The sequence below is a fragment of the Geodermatophilus africanus genome, assembly GCF_900107105.1.
GTDB classification, from domain to species: Bacteria; Actinomycetota; Actinomycetes; order Mycobacteriales; family Geodermatophilaceae; genus Geodermatophilus; species Geodermatophilus africanus.
In genome coordinates this window covers 15,320-31,947 of record NZ_FNOT01000011.1, presented here as the reverse complement: position 1 = coordinate 31,947, position 16,628 = coordinate 15,320, and the positions used below count along the sequence as shown (strand labels likewise).

The window sequence follows — 16,628 nt, the reverse complement described above, 5'->3', positions numbered from 1 at the left end:
AGACCCGACGCGCCCGGGCCAGTGCCGGTCCGTCCACCGGGGGAGGCCGCGGACGCCGACCTGGCACACCGCCGTCCCCGGTCACCCGGCGTCGCGGGCCTCCCGGGGCAGCCAGGCGAACGGGTCGCCGTCCCCGGGCAGGTGCTCGAGGGCGACCCAGCCGGAGTAGCCGCCGTCCTCGAGATCGCGCAGGTGCCGCGGCAGGTCGAGCTGCCCGGTGCCCGGCGCGCCCCGCCCGGGGACGTCGGCGACCTGCACGTGCGCGGCCCGGGGGCCGTGGACGGCGACCACCCGGTCGAGGTCCTCGCCGTTGACCGCGAGGTGGTGGAGGTCGAGGAGCAGGCCGAGCGCGCCCACCCCGGTCTCGTCCGCCACCCGGTCGACGACGGCCAGCGCGTCCTCCGCCCGCCGCAGCGGGTACCGGGGCGCGGCGCTGAGCGGCTCGAGCAGCACCGTGCCGCCGATGCGGGCCGCCGCCCGCCCGGCGAGGGCCAGGTGCTCGACGGCGAGCGCGTCCTGCGCGGCGGGGGTGGCGCCGTCGGCCCGGTTGCCGTACAGCGCGTTGAACAGCCGCACGCCCAGCCGCTCCCCGACGCCGACCGTGGCGGCGACCGCGTCGCGCCACTCCGCCTCCCGTCCGGGCAGGGACACCAGGCCGCGCTCCCCGTCGGCCATCGCACCGGCCGGGAAGTTCAGCGCGACCAGCCGCACCCCGGCGTCCTCGACCGACCGCGCGAAGGCCTCGACCTCCCGGTCGGCCGGCGCGACCGAGGAGAAGGGCCACCACGACTCGACCGCGGTGAACCCGGCGTCCCGGGCGGCCTGCGGCCGGCGCTCGAGCGGCAGGTCGCCGAAGAGCAGGGAGGTGTTGACGGCGAAGCGCACGCGGAGCCCTCAGCCGCGCCCGAGGTAGGGCATCCCGGTGGCCAGCATCGTGGTGAACGGGACGCTGACCTCGAGCGGTAACCGGGCCATCTGCACCACCGCCGCGGCGACGTGCGCCGGGTCGAAGGTGGGCTCGGGCCGGACGGAGCCGTCGGCCTGGCGGGCGCCGTGCGCGATCCCGGCGGTCATCTCGGTGGCGGCGTTCCCGATGTCGATCTGGCCGCAGACGATCCGGTGCGCGCGGCCGTCGAGCGCGATCGCCTTGGTCAGGCCGGTGACGGCGTGCTTGGTGGCGGTGTAGGCGACGCTGCCCGGCCGCGGCGCGTGCGCGGAGATCGAGCCGTTGTTGACGATCCGCCCGCCCGGCGGGTCCTGGGCCTTCATCCGCCGGACGGCGGCGCGGGCGCAGAGGAAGACGCCCGTCACGTTGACCTCCACGGTGGCCCGCCAGTCGGCGACCGCGACCTCGTCGACCTCGCCCGCGGGACCGAAGGTGCCGGCGTTGTTGACCAGCAGGTCCAGCCGGCCCCAGGTGTCGCGGACCTCGTCGAAGGCGGCGTCCACCTGCTGCTCGTCGGCGACGTCGGTGGGCAGCACGAGCGCGGCGTCCCCGGCCCCGGCCGTCTCCTCCAGCGAGGGCCGGGTGCGCCCCAGCAGCGCCACGGACCAGCCGTCGGCCAGCAGCGCGTGGGCGATGGCGCGGCCGAGCCCGGAGCCCGCGCCGGTCACCACCGCGGTGCGGCGGTCGGCGGTCACGGTGCGCACCGCACGGCGGCACCGGCTGTGGGACCAGGGCTGGAGAGTGCGTCCACGGGCTCATCGTCGTCCGCGCTGCCCACCGGGACCAACCCGCGCCGCCGGTCCGACGCGCACCGGCGGCCGACCGCGGCTCCTCGGACCGAGCGGCGCGGCCCGCCCCCGAGTCAGCGCGCCACGACGTTGCGCAGCTCGCCCCCGGCGAGCAGGGCCGCGAGGTTGGCGGCGACGAGCTCGTCGGAGCCGACCGGCCGGCCGCCGGCGGCGTGCGGGGTGAGCAGCAGGTTCGGCGCGTCCCACAGCGGGGAGTCGGCCGGTAGCGGCTCGACCTCCGTGACGTCGAGCGCGGCACCGGCGATGCGCCCCTCGGCGAGCGCGGCGACGAGGGCGGGCTCGTCGACCGTCGTCCCGCGGCCGACGTTGACGACGAACGCGTGCCGTGGCAGCGCGCCCAGCCGGGCGGGGTCGAGGGCGTGGGTCGTGGCCTCGGTGGCGGGCAGGATCATCACCAGGACGTCGGTCCGCCGCAGCTCCGCGTCCAGCTCGTCCTCCGCCACGACGGGGAACCCGGCTCGCTCCCCCGCGCTGCGCCCCACGCCTCGCACCTGCGCGCCGAGGGCCCGCAGCAGCGGGGCCAGGTGCTGCCCGATGTTGCCGAAACCCCAGACGAGCACCCGGGCACCGAGCAGCGTGGTGACCGCGCCGTCGGGGTGCAGCGGCTGCAGCCCGCCGAGCTCGCCGGCCCAGCGGTGCTCGGCCTGGGCGGCGATCGCCTGCGGCACCCGGCGCAGCAGCGCGAGCACCAGCGTGAGGGCGTGCTCGGTGACCGGTCGGTCGTGCAGGCCCACGCCGGAGGTGACGACGACGTCGTCCGGGAAGCCCGCGCCGAGGACGACGTCCGGACCCGCCGCGAGCGTCTGGATCCAGCGCAGCCGCGGCATCCGGCCGGCGACGGCGCGCAGGTCGTCCGCCCGGTTGCCCCACACGACCAGCGCCTCGGCGTCCAGGTGCTCGCCGGGCACGGGCGCGGTGGCGTCGTAGCGCACCGCCTCGACCCCCTCGGGCAGCGCGGGGGCGAGCGGGACCGAGTCGGGGAGCAGCAGCTTCACGGCGACCAGCCTGCCCGAGGGACGACGTCGGATGCACGGCACTCCGGTTGACCGCGCCCGCCGGACCGAACTAGACCTTGCGGTGGCCGCGCCGCAGCCCGCCCGCTGCCCCTCCACCGCCGAGGACGGAACGCCCCGTGGACGACGACGACCTGCGCGAGCGGCTCGACCGGCTGGACCTCGAGCGGGAGGTGCGCCTGCTCACCGGGGCGGACGCCTGGTCGCTGCATCCCGAGCCGGCCGTCGGGCTGCGCCGTCTGGTGGTCTCCGACGGGCCGGCCGGCGTCCGCGGCGAGCGCTGGGACGAACGCGACACCGCCGCGAACGTCCCCTCCCCCACGGCCCTGGCCGCGACCTGGGACGTCGACCGCGTCGAGCGCCTGGGCCGGCTGCTGGCCGCGGAGGCCCGCCGCCGGGGTGTCGACGTGCTGCTCGCGCCGACGGTCAACCTGCACCGCACCCCCTACGGCGGGCGGCACTTCGAGTGCTTCAGCGAGGACCCGCTGCTCACCGCCCGGATCGGCGTCGCCTACGTGCGTGGGCTGCAGGAGGAGGGCGTCGGGGCCACCGTCAAGCACCTGGTCGCCAACGACCAGGAGAGCGAGCGCTTCTCCGCCGACGTCCGGGTGGGCGAGCGCGTGCTGCGCGAGGTGTACCTGGCGCCGTTCGAGGCCATCGTGCGCGAGGGCGGCGCCTGGGCGGTCATGGCCGCCTACAACGGCGTCAACGGGACGACGATGACCGAGAGCCCCCTGCAGCGCGACGTCCTCAAGGGCGACTGGGGCTTCGACGGGGTGGTGGTGTCGGACTGGTACGCCGCCCGGTCGCTCGCCGCGGCCGGGGACGGGTTGCTCGACCTGGTGATGCCCGGCCCGCGCGGCCCCTGGGGGGACGCCCTCGTCGCTGCGGTGCGCTCCGGGGAGGTACCGGGGCCGGCCGTCGACGACAAGGTGCTCCGCGTGCTGCGGCTCGCCGGACGGGTCGGCGCCCTGGAGGGGGTCCCCGGCCGGGACGCCGCCCCCTGGTCCGCGGCGGAGGTCGGCGCGGAGCTGCGGGCCACCGCCGCTGCGGGCTTCGTGCTGGCCCGCAACGAGCCGGTCGCCGCCGGGGCGGACCCGCTGCTGCCGCTCGAGCGGAGCCGGTTGCGGCGGGTCGCGGTCCTCGGGCCCAATGCGGTCGAGGCCCGCACCCTCGGCGGCGGCAGCGCGACGGTCTTCCCGCCGTACACCGTCTCCCCGCTGGCCGGGCTGCGCGCCGCCCTCGGGCCGGACGTCGAGGTGGGGCACGCCCGCGGCGGCCGCAGCACGCACCGCCTGCCGCCGGCGGACCTCGACCTGCTGCGCCGCCCCGACGGCGGGCGCGGCGTGGCGGTGCGGTTCCGCGACGCGGAGGGCGCCGTGCTCGGCACCGACGAGCGCGAGGCGGCGGCCTTCACCTGGCTGGGCTCCTACGGCCCGGGCGTGCCGATGGACCGGGTGCAGGCGGTCGAGCTGTACACCCGCGTGCGGGCCGTCGAGGGCGGCGCCCACCGGATCGGCGTGTCCGGCGTCGGCTCGTTCCGGGTCACGGTCGGCGGACAGGTCCGCCTGGACACCCGGATCGGCCTGCCACCGGGCGCGGACCCCGTCGAGGGCATGATGCGGCCCCCGCAGGAGTCCGTGGCGCTGGAGCTACGGGCCGGCGAGGAGGTCGAGGTCGTCGTCCGCCACGTGCCGGTACCCGCCGGAGGCGTCGAGGGCACGGACGTGGAGTCGGTGACCTGCCAGCTGAACCTCGCGCGCGAGGCCGACGACGCCGCCGAGCTCAAGCAGGCCGTGGCGCTGGCCCGGGACGCCGACGTGGCCGTCGTCGTCGTGGGGACCACCGAGGAGGTGGAGAGCGAGGGATTCGACCGCAGCTCGCTCGCGCTGCCCGGCCGGCAGGACGAGTTGGTCCGCCGGGTGGTGGCGGCCAACCCGCGCACGGTGGTGGTCGTGAACTCCGGCGCCCCGGCGCTCCTGCCGTGGGCGGAGGAGGTGCCGGCGGTGCTGCTGACCTGGTTCCCCGGTCAGGAGTGCGGTAACGCGCTCGCCGACGTGCTGCTCGGGGCCGCCGAGCCCGGGGGCCGGTTGCCGGTCACCTGGCCGGCCACCGAGGAGGGGCTGCCCTCCCCGCTCCCGGTGGACGGGACGCTGCGCTACGACGAGGGCCTGCTCGTCGGCCACCGCGCCTACGACCGCGACGGCCGGGAGCCGCGGTTCCGGTTCGGCTCCGGCCTCGGCTACACCACGTGGGAGTACCTCTCCGCCGAGGGCGACGCCACGTCGGTCACCGTGCGGCTGCGCAACACCGGCGGCCGGCGGGGACGCGAGGTGGTGCAGGTCTACGCGAGCCGCCCGGACAGCGCCCTCGAGCGGCCGGTCCGCTGGCTGGCCGGCTTCGCGGCGGCCGAGGCCGACCCCGGCGGGGAGGTGGCGGTGACCGTCGACCTGCCCGGGCGCACCTACCGGCACTGGGACGAGACCGGCTCCCGCTGGGCCACCGAGGCGGGGGTCTTCCGGCTGCACGTGGGACCGTCGTCCGGCGTCCTGCCGCTGCAGCTCGACGTCCAGGTGCCGGGCTGACCGGGCAGGGAGGACGACGATGACCGGGACCGGGAGCCGCCCGTCCGCCGTGCTGGGGCTGGGCCTCGCGGCGATCGGGCGGCCGGGCTACATCACCCTCGGCCGGGACCGCGACCTGCCCGCCGACCGCTCCCCCGCAGCGCTGGCCGCCCGCGCCTTCGCGCTGCTCGACGCCGCGGCGGCCCTGGGCATCGGCTACGTGGACGCCGCCCGCTCCTACGGGCGCGCGGAGGAGTTCCTCGCGTCCTGGCTGCGCGGTCGCGAGCGGGTGCCGTTCGTCGCCAGCAAGTGGGGCTACCGGTACACGGGCGGCTGGCGCACCGACGCCGACCGGCACGAGGTCAAGGAGCACACCGCGGCGGCGTTCGAGCGCCAGCACCGGGAGACCACCGAGCTGCTCGGCCCCTGGCTGCGGCTCTCCCAGGTGCACTCGCTGACGCTCGACAGCCCGCTGTGGGCGGACCGCCCGCTGCTGCGCCGGCTGGCTGAGGTCCGGGCGGCGGGCACCGAGATCGGCTTCTCGACGTCCGGGCCGGAGCAGGCCGCCGCCGTCCGCCGGGGCCTGGCGCTCACCGTCGACGGCGTGCGGCTGTTCTCCAGCGTGCAGTCGACCTGGAACCTGCTCGAGACGTCCGCGGCCGGCGCGCTGGCCGAGGCGCACGACGCCGGACTGCGCGTCGTCGTCAAGGAGGCCGTCGCCAACGGGCGCCTCACCGGGCACGGCCAGCCGGCCGGCAGCCCGCTCGCCGCGGCCGCGCGGGAGCACGGCGTCGGGGTCGACGCCGTGGCGCTGGGGGCGGCGCTCGCCCGGCCGTGGTGCGACGTCGTGCTCAGCGGCGCGGTGACCGTGGCGCAGCTGACCAGCAACGCGGCCGGCACCCGGGTCGCCGGCCTCGACCTCGGCGGGCTGGTCGAGCCGCAGCACCCCGGGGACTACTGGGGCGCCCGCGGCCGGCTGCCCTGGCAGTGAGGCCGGGACGACGAGGAGTGGTCTGCCGGGTGGCCGCCGCGCCGGTCGGGCTGCCGGCCGCCCGGGGCGCGGGCCGGGCCGTCCGGCCGGCAGTCGGCCAGCGAGGACTCCGGCGTCATCCCCACCACGCTGGGTGTGCCGTACACCTGCTGGTTCGTCGGCGTAGCGACCGCCGGTCAGCGCGACCCGGCGTCGCCGGGCCCCGTGTCGGGGGCTCGTCGGGGCATCGGTGCACCCAGGTCGTAGCGGACGCCGACCATGCGGATCAGGAAGCACAGCGCCGCCGCACCGACCGCGGTCGCGGGGCCGTGGACGTCGAGCAGGGCGTCCCGGATGATCCCGCCGCCCAGCGCCGTGATCATGCCCAACGTGACGACGCCGACGATGTCGAGCCGGGCCACGCGCAACGCGGTCAGGGCGCCGTTGTGGGCGAAGGCGAACGTGCCGACGAGGTCCAGGGCCAGCAGCACCGAGTCCTCGGTCGTCACGCCGCGGTTCCACCAGCGCGGGGGACGGCGGGCGCTCCGCGGCCCGGCCGACCGGGCAGGTCCCCTCTGCACGGGATCGACGGGCTCCGCACCGCCGCCCCTTGCCGGTCGTCGGCAACCTGCCCCGGCCCGAGTTGACCGGGAACCGGCGTGTCCGGACCGGTCGTCGGAGGGCAGGGTGGGTCCCGGTGCGAGGCCGACGGGCCTCGGCCGGTGGCTGCCCGGCCCTGCCGGTGCGGTCACGGGGCGCCGCGGCGCCGGCGTCGGTGCGCCGGTGCCACCCGCTCCGGCCGGCCGACGTCGCGCCCGTTCCGCACCGACCGCGACGAGGAGGAGAGGTGACCCGGGTGGATCCGCAGGCCCTGCCGACCTCCGGCCCGGCCGGGTCCTCGGCGCAGCACCCGTCCCCGGTCACCGGCGGCGGACTCCTGGCCCTGGCGACGAGCCTGCGGGCCCGCGGGCTGCGCGGCCTGGACGTGCTGCGACGCAGTCAGGACCGGGCGCCACCGGCGGGTCCCCGACCCGCTCCGGGTCGCCGGCCCCGTCCGTGCGCGTCCCGCTCCGGCGGGACGCGTCCTCGTCGTCCCAGGAGGACACCACGACCACCCTCAGCCCCGATCCCCCCACCGCGTCCCCGGACCGCGCGCCCTCCCGGGTGCTGCTCGAGACCCAGCGGGCCGACTGCGTCCGGCAGCGCGAGCTCGCCCTGGCCGAGACGGCCACCTCCGTGCCGGACCCGGTCGCGCAGCGCCGCGCGGCCGGACTGCTGCGCACGATCGAGGAGATCGACGCGGCGCTGGCGCGCATCGCCGCCGGGACCTACGGCGCCTGCGTGTACTGCGGCGGCGCCATCCCTGCCGAGCGGCTGGAGTTCCGGCCGTTCGCGGCCGGCTGCGTGTCCTGCCAGCAGGAGCGCTGAGCCGCCCGCACCCACCCGTCGGCGCCCTCCCCCGCCCCCGGCGCCGACGGGTGACCATCCCGCGAGGAGTCGCCCGTGCCGCAGACGCCCGCTCCCCCGACCGACCCCGGTCCCCGTGACTTGCTGTCGGTCGTCGCCGTGCCCGGCCCCCGCCCCACGTCCGTGGTCGTCGAGGTCACCGGCGAGGTCGATGCCTACACCGCCCCGGCGCTGGAGGTCTGCCTGCAGTCCCAGGCCCGGCAGCGCGGCCTGCGCGTGCTCGTCGTCGACCTGAGCGGGGTGACCTTCCTCGGCGCTGCCGGCGTCGCCGTGCTGGCGCGGGCGCACCAGCGGTGCCTGGCGCGCGGTGCGGAGCTGGTGGTCCGCACCGGCGGGTCCCGGCGCGTGCTGCGCCTGCTGCGACTCACCGGGTTCGCCGGCCTCGTCGCGACCGATCCGCCCGAGTCGGGACCTCAGGGCGGACAGCCGCGGCCGGCCGCGCGACCGCGGCCCCGGCCGCGGCGTGCGCCGGTCCGGCGCTCCCAACGGGTGTGCCGGTGAGCAGCACGACCCGTCGCAGCCCGTCGCACCGACGGCCGGTCCCGCCGGCGACGTCGGCCGGGTGCCGGACCCACGCAGCCACGGCGGCGAGCACGGTCGGCACCGGTCGGCTGGTGCACGGTGACGTCGCCGCGGCGCACGTCTGCCGCCTCAGGTGAGGGCGCCCGTTGACGTACCGGTGACGTACCGGTGACGGGCCCCTTGGTCCCCTGCTCACGAACGGCCGTCCGACCTCCGGCCGACATGCCACGTGAGGAGCCACGAACGATGACCACGAGCACCCGCGTCGAGGTACTGGCGCCCCGTCGTCCGCTGGACGACGTCACCGACGAGTCCCTGCCTGCCGACCTGACCGTGCAGGTCGGCAGCGCGGGGGCGCCGATCGCGGACTCGGTGCCGCTGCAGGAGTTCGTCACCTCGGCCGGCACCCTCAGCCACGCCCAGCGCATGACGATCGTCCAGCAGGCACTGATCCTGCTCGAGGGCAACTACGTGCACCTGCCCCTGAAAGCGGCCATGCACGCGGTCAACCCGGTGCAGCGGCTGCGGCTGCTGCGGGCCCGCCTCGGACAGCAGACCGATGCGACGATGGCGCCGGAGCGGGAGTTCCACCGGGAGATGTCGAGCATCTTCCACTCGGTGCGCGACCTGCACACCAACTACGTGCTGCCGACCCCGTTCAACGGGATGGTCGCCTACCTGCCGTTCCAGGTGGAGCGCTGTGTGGAGGGCGGGGCGGAGAAGTACATCGTCAGCCACATGGCCGAGGGCGTGAGCAACCCACCGTTCACCCGTGGTGTCGAGGTCACCCACTGGAACGGGGTGCCGATCGCCTTGGCCGTGGCCGTCAGCGGCGACCGGTTCGCCGGCAGCAACCGGGCCGCCCGCCTGGCTCGCGGCACCGACGCCCTGACCCTCCGGCCACTGCGGCTGCACCTGCCCCCGGACGAGGAGTGGGTGACCATCAGCTACCTGGACGCCGGCGGGGTGCGCCACGAGCTGCGCCAGCCCTGGCTGGTCGGCCCCAACGTCCCGCCCATGGCCGACGCCGACGCGCCGACCACCGCCGCGGCCTCCATGGGGCTGGACCTGTTCGCGGACGACGTCGGCCGCGCACGTGCGCTGCTGTTCGCGCCGCGAGCCGTGGAGCAGCAGCTCTCCGACGTCCAGGCCGAGGTCGAGACGACGCCCGCCGCCGCCGGGGCCGAGCTGACGACGACCATGCCGCTGGTGTTCCGCGCACGCAGCGTCGTGACCGCGTCCGGCACGTACGGCCACCTGCGCATCCGCACCTTCAACGTGGACGACCCCGACGCCTTCGTCGACGAGTTCGTGCGCCTGACCGAGCTGCTGCCGCAGGAGGGACTCATCCTCGATGTGCGCGGCAACGGCGGCGGCCACATCCACGCCAGCGAGTTCGCCCTGCAGACGCTGACGCCGCGCCGGATCACCCCGGAGCCGGTGCAGTTCATCTGCACCCCCCTCAACCTGGCCGTCGTGCGCCAGCACAAGGACAACCCGAGCGGCATCGACCTGGGAGCCTGGTTCCGGTCGATGGAGCAGGCGGTGGAGACCGGGTCGGCCTTCTCGTCGGCCTTCCCAATCACCCCGGTCGACGGCGCCAACCGCAGAGGCCAGCGCTACTCCGGCCCGGTAGTGCTCGTCACCGACGCACGCTGTTACTCGGCGACCGACATCTTCGCCGCCGGCTTCCAGGACCACGGGATCGGTCCGGTGCTCGGCGTGGACGACAACACCGGAGCGGGCGGTGCCAACGTGTGGACGCACAGCCTGCTCAAGCAGCTGCTCGAGCGGCCGCAGGCCAACCCGGAGACCCCGTACAAGACGCTGCCCAACGGTGCCGCGATGCGGGTCTCCATCCGGCGCACGCTCCGCGTCGGGGAGCTGGCCGGCACCCCGCTCGAGGACCTCGGGATCGTGCCGGACCACCGGCACGAACTGACCCGCCGCGACGTGCTCGAGGACAACGTCGACCTCCTCGACGCGGCCGGAGCGCTGCTGAAGCAGATGCCGAAGCGCACCCTGCGGCTGACGTCCTCACTCGACGGCGGCGGCACGCTCACCCTGCAGGTGACGACGGCGGGCATCGAGCGGCTCGACGTGTACGTCGACGGCCGACCGCGGGCCAGCACCGACGTGGCGGACGGCGCCTCGAGCGTCACCGTGACCGGGGTGGCCGGCGCCGACACCGTGCGCGTGGAGGGATACGCCGGCGGAGAGCTCGTCGCCGCGCGCACCCAGCAGACCTGACCGGTCCGTCGCTCCCCTCCGCCGACGCTCCGGCCCGGTTCCCCGACGTCCGACCGGTGGGAGCACTCGCCTCGTCGTCGTCGGAGGGGGGCGCCGCGCGCGGGGCAGCGCGGCGCCACAGGCCGAGAGGCAGCGGTCCGCCCTCGACGTCGTGACCCCGAGAGCGGCCGCGCGCCGTCGTCCTCGGCCCACGGCAACCTCCGACCGGATCACCGGCACGTGCTCAGCGGTACCTGTCCGGCTGGCTGACGACGACGGCCCCCGACCGGCAGACACGCTGGTCCGCGGCTCCCATCTGCTCCTCCGATGGGACTCGAACCGATGACCCTGCGAGTCGATCTCGGGGGGGCGGCCGCGGCTGGTCAGCGATGAACACACGGATCAGCGGCTGCGCACGGCGTCGGTCGGGATTGGCAGCCGTCGGCTGGCGGTGGTGGTTCGTTGGTCCCGGTCATCGGTCGACTGCCGGCACCGGTCATGGCCGCGTACGTCGGTCGCGTCGTCGCCGAGGCCACCCTTCGGTCCCGCGACACGCTCGACGTGAGCGGGGGGAACGAATGGCGACCAACCGACCTGACCCGGGTGACTTCCCCGAGCTCGCACAGCGGATGCTGCGCGAGCTGTCCGGCGATCGGCGGAGCGATGACCAGCCGTGGGCCCGAGCGACGCGTCGTCGCGCGAGCGCTTCGAGTGCCCGCAGGGCAACCACGAGCGCAGCGCCGAGCGGCAGCGCCAGAACCCTACGTAGGCGCTCGTGACACGCACCGTCGGGGCGCTCGAGGATCTGGCGCGCTGACGCCACGACTCCGGGCGAGGACCGCCGTCAACACGCGGCAGATTCGGAGAGCCCTTGTCACAGACCTGAGCCTCGAACGCCGAGGACGTGTATCAGACCAGGAAGCTCGGCGCTCCTCCCGTGCGACGGGTGCGGACAGCGGGGAAGCACAGGCGTCGATCCCGCCCACGGTCGAGAGCCGCACGCCCTCGGAAGGTGCGGTCTTCTCGGCTGGTCCACGACAGGTCGGTAGGCCATGGCGCCGGATCCGCGAAGGCCCTGCGGTGCCGGCCGGAAGGCCGGCCGCGTTCGTCGGCCTGCTGCCCGGCCCATGCGACACCCCGGGCGGCATTTCGAGATCCGCGTCGTCCCAGGGGCGGTGCTGTCCGGCGCTGCAGCACCTGTCCCGCGCAGCGGGGGCTCGCTGATCCCGGCGGAACACGCCGATCGCGGAGAAGGCCAAGGTCGAGGTCAGACAGATGCTGGGGAGGACAGCATGATCAGCACGCCGAAGACTCCCAGGACGCGGGCGGCGATCACCGCTGTCGACCGCGTGCGCCGGCGGTGGCGGCGCCGCGCGGGCAGGCGCACCAAGCTGCCGCAGGGCAACGCCATCGTGCTCGCCGTGTTGCGATCGCGCGCGCATCGACTGCTGAGCGCCGCGGCGATCGAGCTGCGCTACATCGGGCGTCGTAGCCGCCGGGAGTACGCGTTGCCGGTGCAGTACGCGCAGGCTGGGGAGCAACTCGTGGTCAGGCCCCAGCACTGGGAGCGCGCCACGTGGTGGCGCAACTTCCGCATCCCCCAGCCGGTGACCGTGCGCCTGGCCGGCCGACTGCGCGACGGCACGGCGCGCGTGGTCGAGTCCAGCGATCCGCAATGGGAATCGGCCCGGCAGGCCTACACGACACGCTGGCCGCGGTCGACGCCGCGCGTAACCGGACCACTGGTGCTGATCGATCTGCAGCCGTGACCCTGGTCGGCGGCCACTGCCCGGTGGGGGGAGACCTGTAGCTCGGGGCTACCGAGTTTCGCCGGGTACGGGGATGTTCCGACCGCAGCCCAGCGTCCAGACCCGAGTCGAGGGGTTCGAGCTCGCGCAGTACGCCGCCGGTCCGTCGCTGAGCTCACCGAGCGGTCCTCCTCGGCGGTGCGCGACATCCTGGACGATCACGGGATGGTGCGCCGAGCCGTCGGAGCAGCCGCTACCGCGGTCGGCCAGGAGCGTCGCGGGGGAGGCCTCGTAGCAGTCGGGGACCCGGTCCACGGGTCGGACGCAGTCGTCTCCCTTCGGGAGCGGCCCGCTGGCATCCTCCGGGGGTCGCCTACGAACAGGAGACCGACATGACCAGCGGTTTCACCTTCCCCAAGCCGGAGTTCGACATCGAGTCGACCGTCGAGCGTGCGATGGCGCTGATCAACCGGACGCTCCAACCCTCCCTGGAGGAGGCCCAGAAGGTCGTCGACAAGGTCCGTGCGGGCAAGCCGCTGGTCCCAGCGGAGAACCTGGTCGGTGAGGTGACGCGCGGAAACCGGATCAGGGCGGCGCGAGCGGTCTCCTACTCCCTGCCGTCGATCCTCCCGGGTTACGGGACGGCGATCTCGGCCGCCGCGCTCCCGGTCGCGTTGAGGGAGGTCCTGAAGGAGGCGGTGAGTGCGGCGATCAAGGTCGGACTGCTCCACGACAGAGACCTCACCGACCCTGAACTGACCCGCATCGCCGTCCTCCTGGTCCTCACCGACGGCGCGGTCAAGCTCGACAAGACCGGGCGGATCCGTCCGGACGCGATCCTGGGAGCCCACGCGTCGCTGCTGAAGCAGGCCGCTGCGTACGACGCTCTGGCGGCCCTGACGGCGGAGGAGCGGCAGGAGATCGCCGCCTCGCAGTCGGAGATCCTCCGGGCATGGGCGCTGGCGGTCGGACCGCCGCTGCTGGCCGGGCTGCTGCCCTTCGGGCTGGGTCCCATGGCCGCCGCGAACTACATGCAACACGTCCTCAAGGGCACGATCACGGCCGCGACGAGGGTCTTCGGGTCCGCCACACCCGCGCCCGTGACCGTCGAGGAACTCCCCGCACGTGAGGTCCAGCAGGACCGTCCCGAAATCTGAGGCGGCACGTCAACTGGCGTCACTCGCGCCCGGCCCGAGTCACTGATCGGGATCCGGACCCCCTCAGCCAGGCCGGCAGTGCCTTCCGGCGGGCTGACTCGCCGCCGAAAACGCGGGCGAAGGGCCAGCCGTCGGCCAGGGTGCGGTGGAAGCGTTCGATCTTCCCGTTGGTCTGCGGCCGGTAGGGTCGGGTCCGCTCGGGCCTGATGCCCAGCTCGGCGCAGGTGTCGCGCCAGGCGTGGGAGCGGTAGGCCGAGCCGTTGTCCCTCAGCACCCGCTGCACGATGACGCCGCGGGCGGCGAACCGGGCCACCGCCCGGCGCAGCACGCCGGCGGCGGTGGTGGCGGTCTCGTCGTCGTGGATCTCGGCGTAGGCGACCCGGCTGTGGTCGTCGAGCACGGTGTGCACGAACGCCGTGCCCAGCACGGGGTTGCGGCGGGCGTTGCAGCCGACGTCGGCGGTATCGGCGCGGTTGCGCTTGCCCTGCGCGCGGCCGACGTAGCGCCAGCCGCCGCCGTCGGGGTGTTGCCCAGCTTCCTCACGTCGACGTGCGGCAGCGAGCCCGGGGGTGTCGTGCTCGTAGCGGCGGATCGGCTCACCGGTGGCCCGGTCGACGTGGGAGAGCCGGTTGAGCCGGCAGCAGACCAGCACCGCGTGCACCGTCGAGGGCGCCAGGCCGAGCCGGCCGGCGATGGCCACCGGCCCCAGCCGCTTCTTCCAGCGCAGGTGCACGATCTTGCGGACCACCGGCCGGGGTGTGTGCCGGGGGGTCGGAGTGCGGCCGTGAGCTGCGGTCGGCCATCGCCGCCGGCCCGCCGCTCCGGTACGGCTGGGCCCACTTGTCCGCCGTGGGCCAGGAGACGTGGAACACCGCCGCGGCGTAGCTGATCGTCCAGCCCTGCTCGACCACCGCGCGGCCGAGCTTCAGTCGGTGGCGTGGGGTCAGAGCGGCGGGACCGGCGCCGCCGGTGATCGGTCAGGCCTACGACTCGGCGGGTGAGGACGGCGCCACTCGGGCGCGGAGTACATCGGTACCTGCGCCGGTGAGGTCGTCGAGGGCGGCTGGGCGACCGGAGACCGCCATGGCGACGGCCTCGCTGCTGCCCAGGATCTCGGCTCCCGCTCCGTGCTGCCAGTCCTGGTCGGTGGCGACGAGGCGCAGGCCGACGAGTCGGTCGCGGGGGATGAACCCCCGGCTGGCTGGCGTGGAGACGAGGAAGTCCAGGGCCGGACGCCAGCTCGCCGGGGGCGGACAGACGTCGAGACCCAGAGGGCGGGCGGCGTCACGGAGGTGGATGCAGGTGTCGGTCATCGGACCCAGCGGCCCGACCACCGGTGGTGCCAGTCGTGTCGAGGCGCGCTCGCGCAGGCCGCTGACGAGCTCGTCGGTGGGTCGGGCCGCGACCCTGCGGGCCGTGTCGTCCACCATGCGGTCCAGCGAGCCGCGATAGCGCACCAGGTAGGCCAGCAGCTTGAGCGTGCCGACCTGGGTCTCGAGAGGCTCGAGGAGGTGGGCTGCGACTTCGCGGATGGTCCACCCGGCGCAGAGGCTCGGTGTGCGCCACTGCTCCGGAGTGAGGTCCGCGAACATGTCGGCCGCCAACAGCCGGTTGGCCGTCGCGATTCGGTAGACCGCCTCGGTGTCCGGTGCTGAGTCGAGGCCCATGAACTCCACGCTACGGTGCGCCGACCTGGCTCCTCGACCTGATCAAGTCCGCGGTGCGCCACCGCCTCGGCCTCCTGCCGTTCCTCCGGATGCGCTCAGCAGGTGGCCGCGAGCCGCGTTCAAGTCGAGCGCGGTGCACCGGGCGCGGCATCTCATGGGTCGGGGCACGCCGAGGTCGGACGACAGCGCGGCGATGAGTTTCGCGCGCCTCGCGGGTCCGACCACCACCGTCCCTCGAGGAGGACCGCCGTGATGACCGAGCCTGACCACACCGACCGGGCGGGCGGGCCCAGCGCACCGGAGCCCCACCCGAAGCTGCGCGAGCTCGATGTGCTGGAAGGCACATGGCGGCTTGAGGGCCGCGACCTGGATGGCGGCGCGCCGTTCACGGGCACGGTGACGCGTCGCTGGCTGCCAGGCGGCCACTTCCTCGTACAGGAGACGAGGATCGACGGAGACGAGCACGAGGGCGCCGAGTACATCGGCTACGACCACGCCCAGGCCATGCTGCGCTCGATGTTCTTCAGCAGCGAGGGACCAGGTCCGTTCTGCTCCTTCGCGCTCGAGTACTTCTGGCGGATCGAGGGTGACGACCTCACGATCTGGCACGGGTCCAAGGACTCCCCGGCGCGCTTCAGCGGCAGGATCGACCGTGACGCCGGCACCATCGTCGGACGTTGGGAGTGGCCCGGCGGCGGCTACGAGGCCACCGCGACCCGCCTCGACGAGCCCGCTGGGGCAGCGGAGTCGACGTCGACGAGCTCCATGACCGGGGACCCTGGCATCGGCGCGTCGTGAGTACGTCGCCCTGGATCACCGTCCCGCCAGTCGACGCCCGGCGGCACACTCAGGGCAGGACGTCGGGCCGGTCGGACAACCACAGCCAGGCGTCACCACCCCTGGCCGCGTGGCCGGGGGCGGTGATGCCAGGCGCCGTAGGGCCGGCGGGGACGATCGAGGTCCGGGCGGCCGCGGTGCGGGTCCGCGGCCAGGGCCTGGTCGTCAAGACGAGCAAGACCGACACCGGAACCCGCACCCTGCTGCTGGCACGCTGGTGCGTCGCGACGCTGCAGGAGCGGGCTGCCCGCCTGAACGCGACCACGGATGACCGCAGGTCGGCCGGTCTCTCCCGCTCCCATGGGCGGCCGGCGCGATCCCTCCGAAACCCAGGCCGACCTGCGAGACGCCTTCACCGCCGGCTTCGACTGGGTCACCTCCCACACCTTCTGCACGACCGTGGCCACCCCTGATGGACTACGCCGGCCTGTCCTCCCGGGCCGCTGCCGACCAGCTCGGCCGCGCCAACACCGCCATCACCACCGACGTCTACTTCGGCCGCAAAGTCGCAGCCACCGGCGCCGCCGCGGTCCTCGAGGCCTCCACACGTAGGTCCTCGGTGTCCCCGAAGGCGGCTTGAGGGACACCCGGTTGTCTACAGATTGGCGACGGGGACACCGAACCGCTCCCGCGCGCACCGTCCGGCGCGGACGACCGGCAGCGCCGGGTATCGCCTACGGCGGGCGATGGGGTGTAGGG

Annotated in this window: 14 protein-coding genes and 1 pseudogene; 9 read left to right on the top strand and 6 right to left on the bottom strand. The window is 75.0% G+C overall.

What is annotated here, in order from left to right:
* Positions 1-81: 81 nt before the first annotated feature.
* The 3 genes from BLW63_RS18080 to BLW63_RS18070 form a co-directional block, all read right to left on the bottom strand.
* A complete protein-coding gene (locus BLW63_RS18080) occupies positions 82-885 on the bottom strand; it encodes a hydroxypyruvate isomerase family protein (RefSeq protein WP_091159326.1) in 804 nt (267 codons plus the stop codon).
* A gap of 9 nt (positions 886-894) precedes the next feature.
* Complete coding sequence (locus BLW63_RS18075) at positions 895-1,641, bottom strand: SDR family oxidoreductase (RefSeq protein WP_244522652.1); 747 nt, start codon at positions 1,639-1,641, stop codon at positions 895-897.
* Positions 1,642-1,808: 167 nt separating this feature from the next.
* Positions 1,809-2,750: a phosphoglycerate dehydrogenase gene (locus BLW63_RS18070; RefSeq protein WP_091159321.1), complete on the bottom strand. Its 942-nt coding sequence runs from the start codon at positions 2,748-2,750 to the stop codon at positions 1,809-1,811.
* 137 nt (positions 2,751-2,887) lie between these two features.
* Here BLW63_RS18070 and BLW63_RS18065 point away from each other — a divergent pair, with 137 nt between their 5' ends.
* Both BLW63_RS18065 and BLW63_RS18060 read left to right on the top strand, forming a co-directional pair.
* Positions 2,888-5,353, top strand: coding sequence for a beta-glucosidase family protein (locus tag BLW63_RS18065; RefSeq protein ID WP_091159320.1), 2,466 nt, complete (start codon positions 2,888-2,890; stop codon positions 5,351-5,353).
* A 19-nt stretch (positions 5,354-5,372) separates the two neighbouring features.
* Positions 5,373-6,323: an aldo/keto reductase gene (locus BLW63_RS18060; protein ID WP_091159317.1), complete on the top strand. Its 951-nt coding sequence runs from the start codon at positions 5,373-5,375 to the stop codon at positions 6,321-6,323.
* Between the two features lie 176 nt (positions 6,324-6,499).
* Here BLW63_RS18060 and BLW63_RS18055 read toward each other — a convergent pair whose 3' ends face one another.
* Positions 6,500-6,811: a trimeric intracellular cation channel family protein gene (locus tag BLW63_RS18055; protein ID WP_091159315.1), complete on the bottom strand. Its 312-nt coding sequence runs from the start codon at positions 6,809-6,811 to the stop codon at positions 6,500-6,502.
* Between the two features lie 547 nt (positions 6,812-7,358).
* On the opposite strand from BLW63_RS18055, the gene BLW63_RS18050 reads away from it, so the two are divergent.
* The 5 genes from BLW63_RS18050 (at position 7,359) to BLW63_RS18030 (ending at position 13,425) form a co-directional block, all read left to right on the top strand.
* Complete coding sequence (locus BLW63_RS18050; protein WP_211517159.1) at positions 7,359-7,730, top strand: TraR/DksA family transcriptional regulator; 372 nt, start codon at positions 7,359-7,361, stop codon at positions 7,728-7,730.
* A 75-nt stretch (positions 7,731-7,805) separates the two neighbouring features.
* Positions 7,806-8,270, top strand: a complete 465-nt coding sequence (locus BLW63_RS18045) for an STAS domain-containing protein (protein WP_091159312.1) — start codon at positions 7,806-7,808, stop codon at positions 8,268-8,270.
* Between the two features lie 267 nt (positions 8,271-8,537).
* Positions 8,538-10,541: a S41 family peptidase gene (locus BLW63_RS18040; RefSeq protein ID WP_091159310.1), complete on the top strand. Its 2,004-nt coding sequence runs from the start codon at positions 8,538-8,540 to the stop codon at positions 10,539-10,541.
* A gap of 1,271 nt (positions 10,542-11,812) precedes the next feature.
* Entirely contained in the window at positions 11,813-12,289 is a 477-nt protein-coding gene (locus tag BLW63_RS18035; protein ID WP_091159307.1) for a nitroreductase/quinone reductase family protein, read from the top strand.
* A gap of 371 nt (positions 12,290-12,660) precedes the next feature.
* Entirely contained in the window at positions 12,661-13,425 is a 765-nt protein-coding gene (locus tag BLW63_RS18030) for a type 1 periplasmic-binding domain-containing protein (protein WP_091159305.1), read from the top strand.
* Between the two features lie 64 nt (positions 13,426-13,489).
* On the opposite strand, the pseudogene BLW63_RS18025 reads toward BLW63_RS18030, so the two are convergent.
* Both BLW63_RS18025 and BLW63_RS18015 read right to left on the bottom strand, forming a co-directional pair.
* Positions 13,490-14,399: pseudogene (locus BLW63_RS18025) on the bottom strand (IS481 family transposase); the annotation flags it as partial.
* 9 nt (positions 14,400-14,408) lie between these two features.
* Positions 14,409-15,092, bottom strand: coding sequence for a maleylpyruvate isomerase family mycothiol-dependent enzyme (locus BLW63_RS18015; RefSeq protein WP_091159565.1), 684 nt, complete (start codon positions 15,090-15,092; stop codon positions 14,409-14,411).
* A 252-nt stretch (positions 15,093-15,344) separates the two neighbouring features.
* Here BLW63_RS18015 and BLW63_RS18010 point away from each other — a divergent pair, with 252 nt between their 5' ends.
* Both BLW63_RS18010 and BLW63_RS26945 read left to right on the top strand, forming a co-directional pair.
* Positions 15,345-15,890, top strand: coding sequence for a DUF1579 family protein (locus tag BLW63_RS18010; RefSeq protein WP_139263653.1), 546 nt, complete (start codon positions 15,345-15,347; stop codon positions 15,888-15,890).
* Positions 15,891-16,341: 451 nt separating this feature from the next.
* Positions 16,342-16,509, top strand: coding sequence for a hypothetical protein (locus BLW63_RS26945; protein ID WP_170856842.1), 168 nt, complete (start codon positions 16,342-16,344; stop codon positions 16,507-16,509).
* Positions 16,510-16,628: the final 119 nt, after the last annotated feature.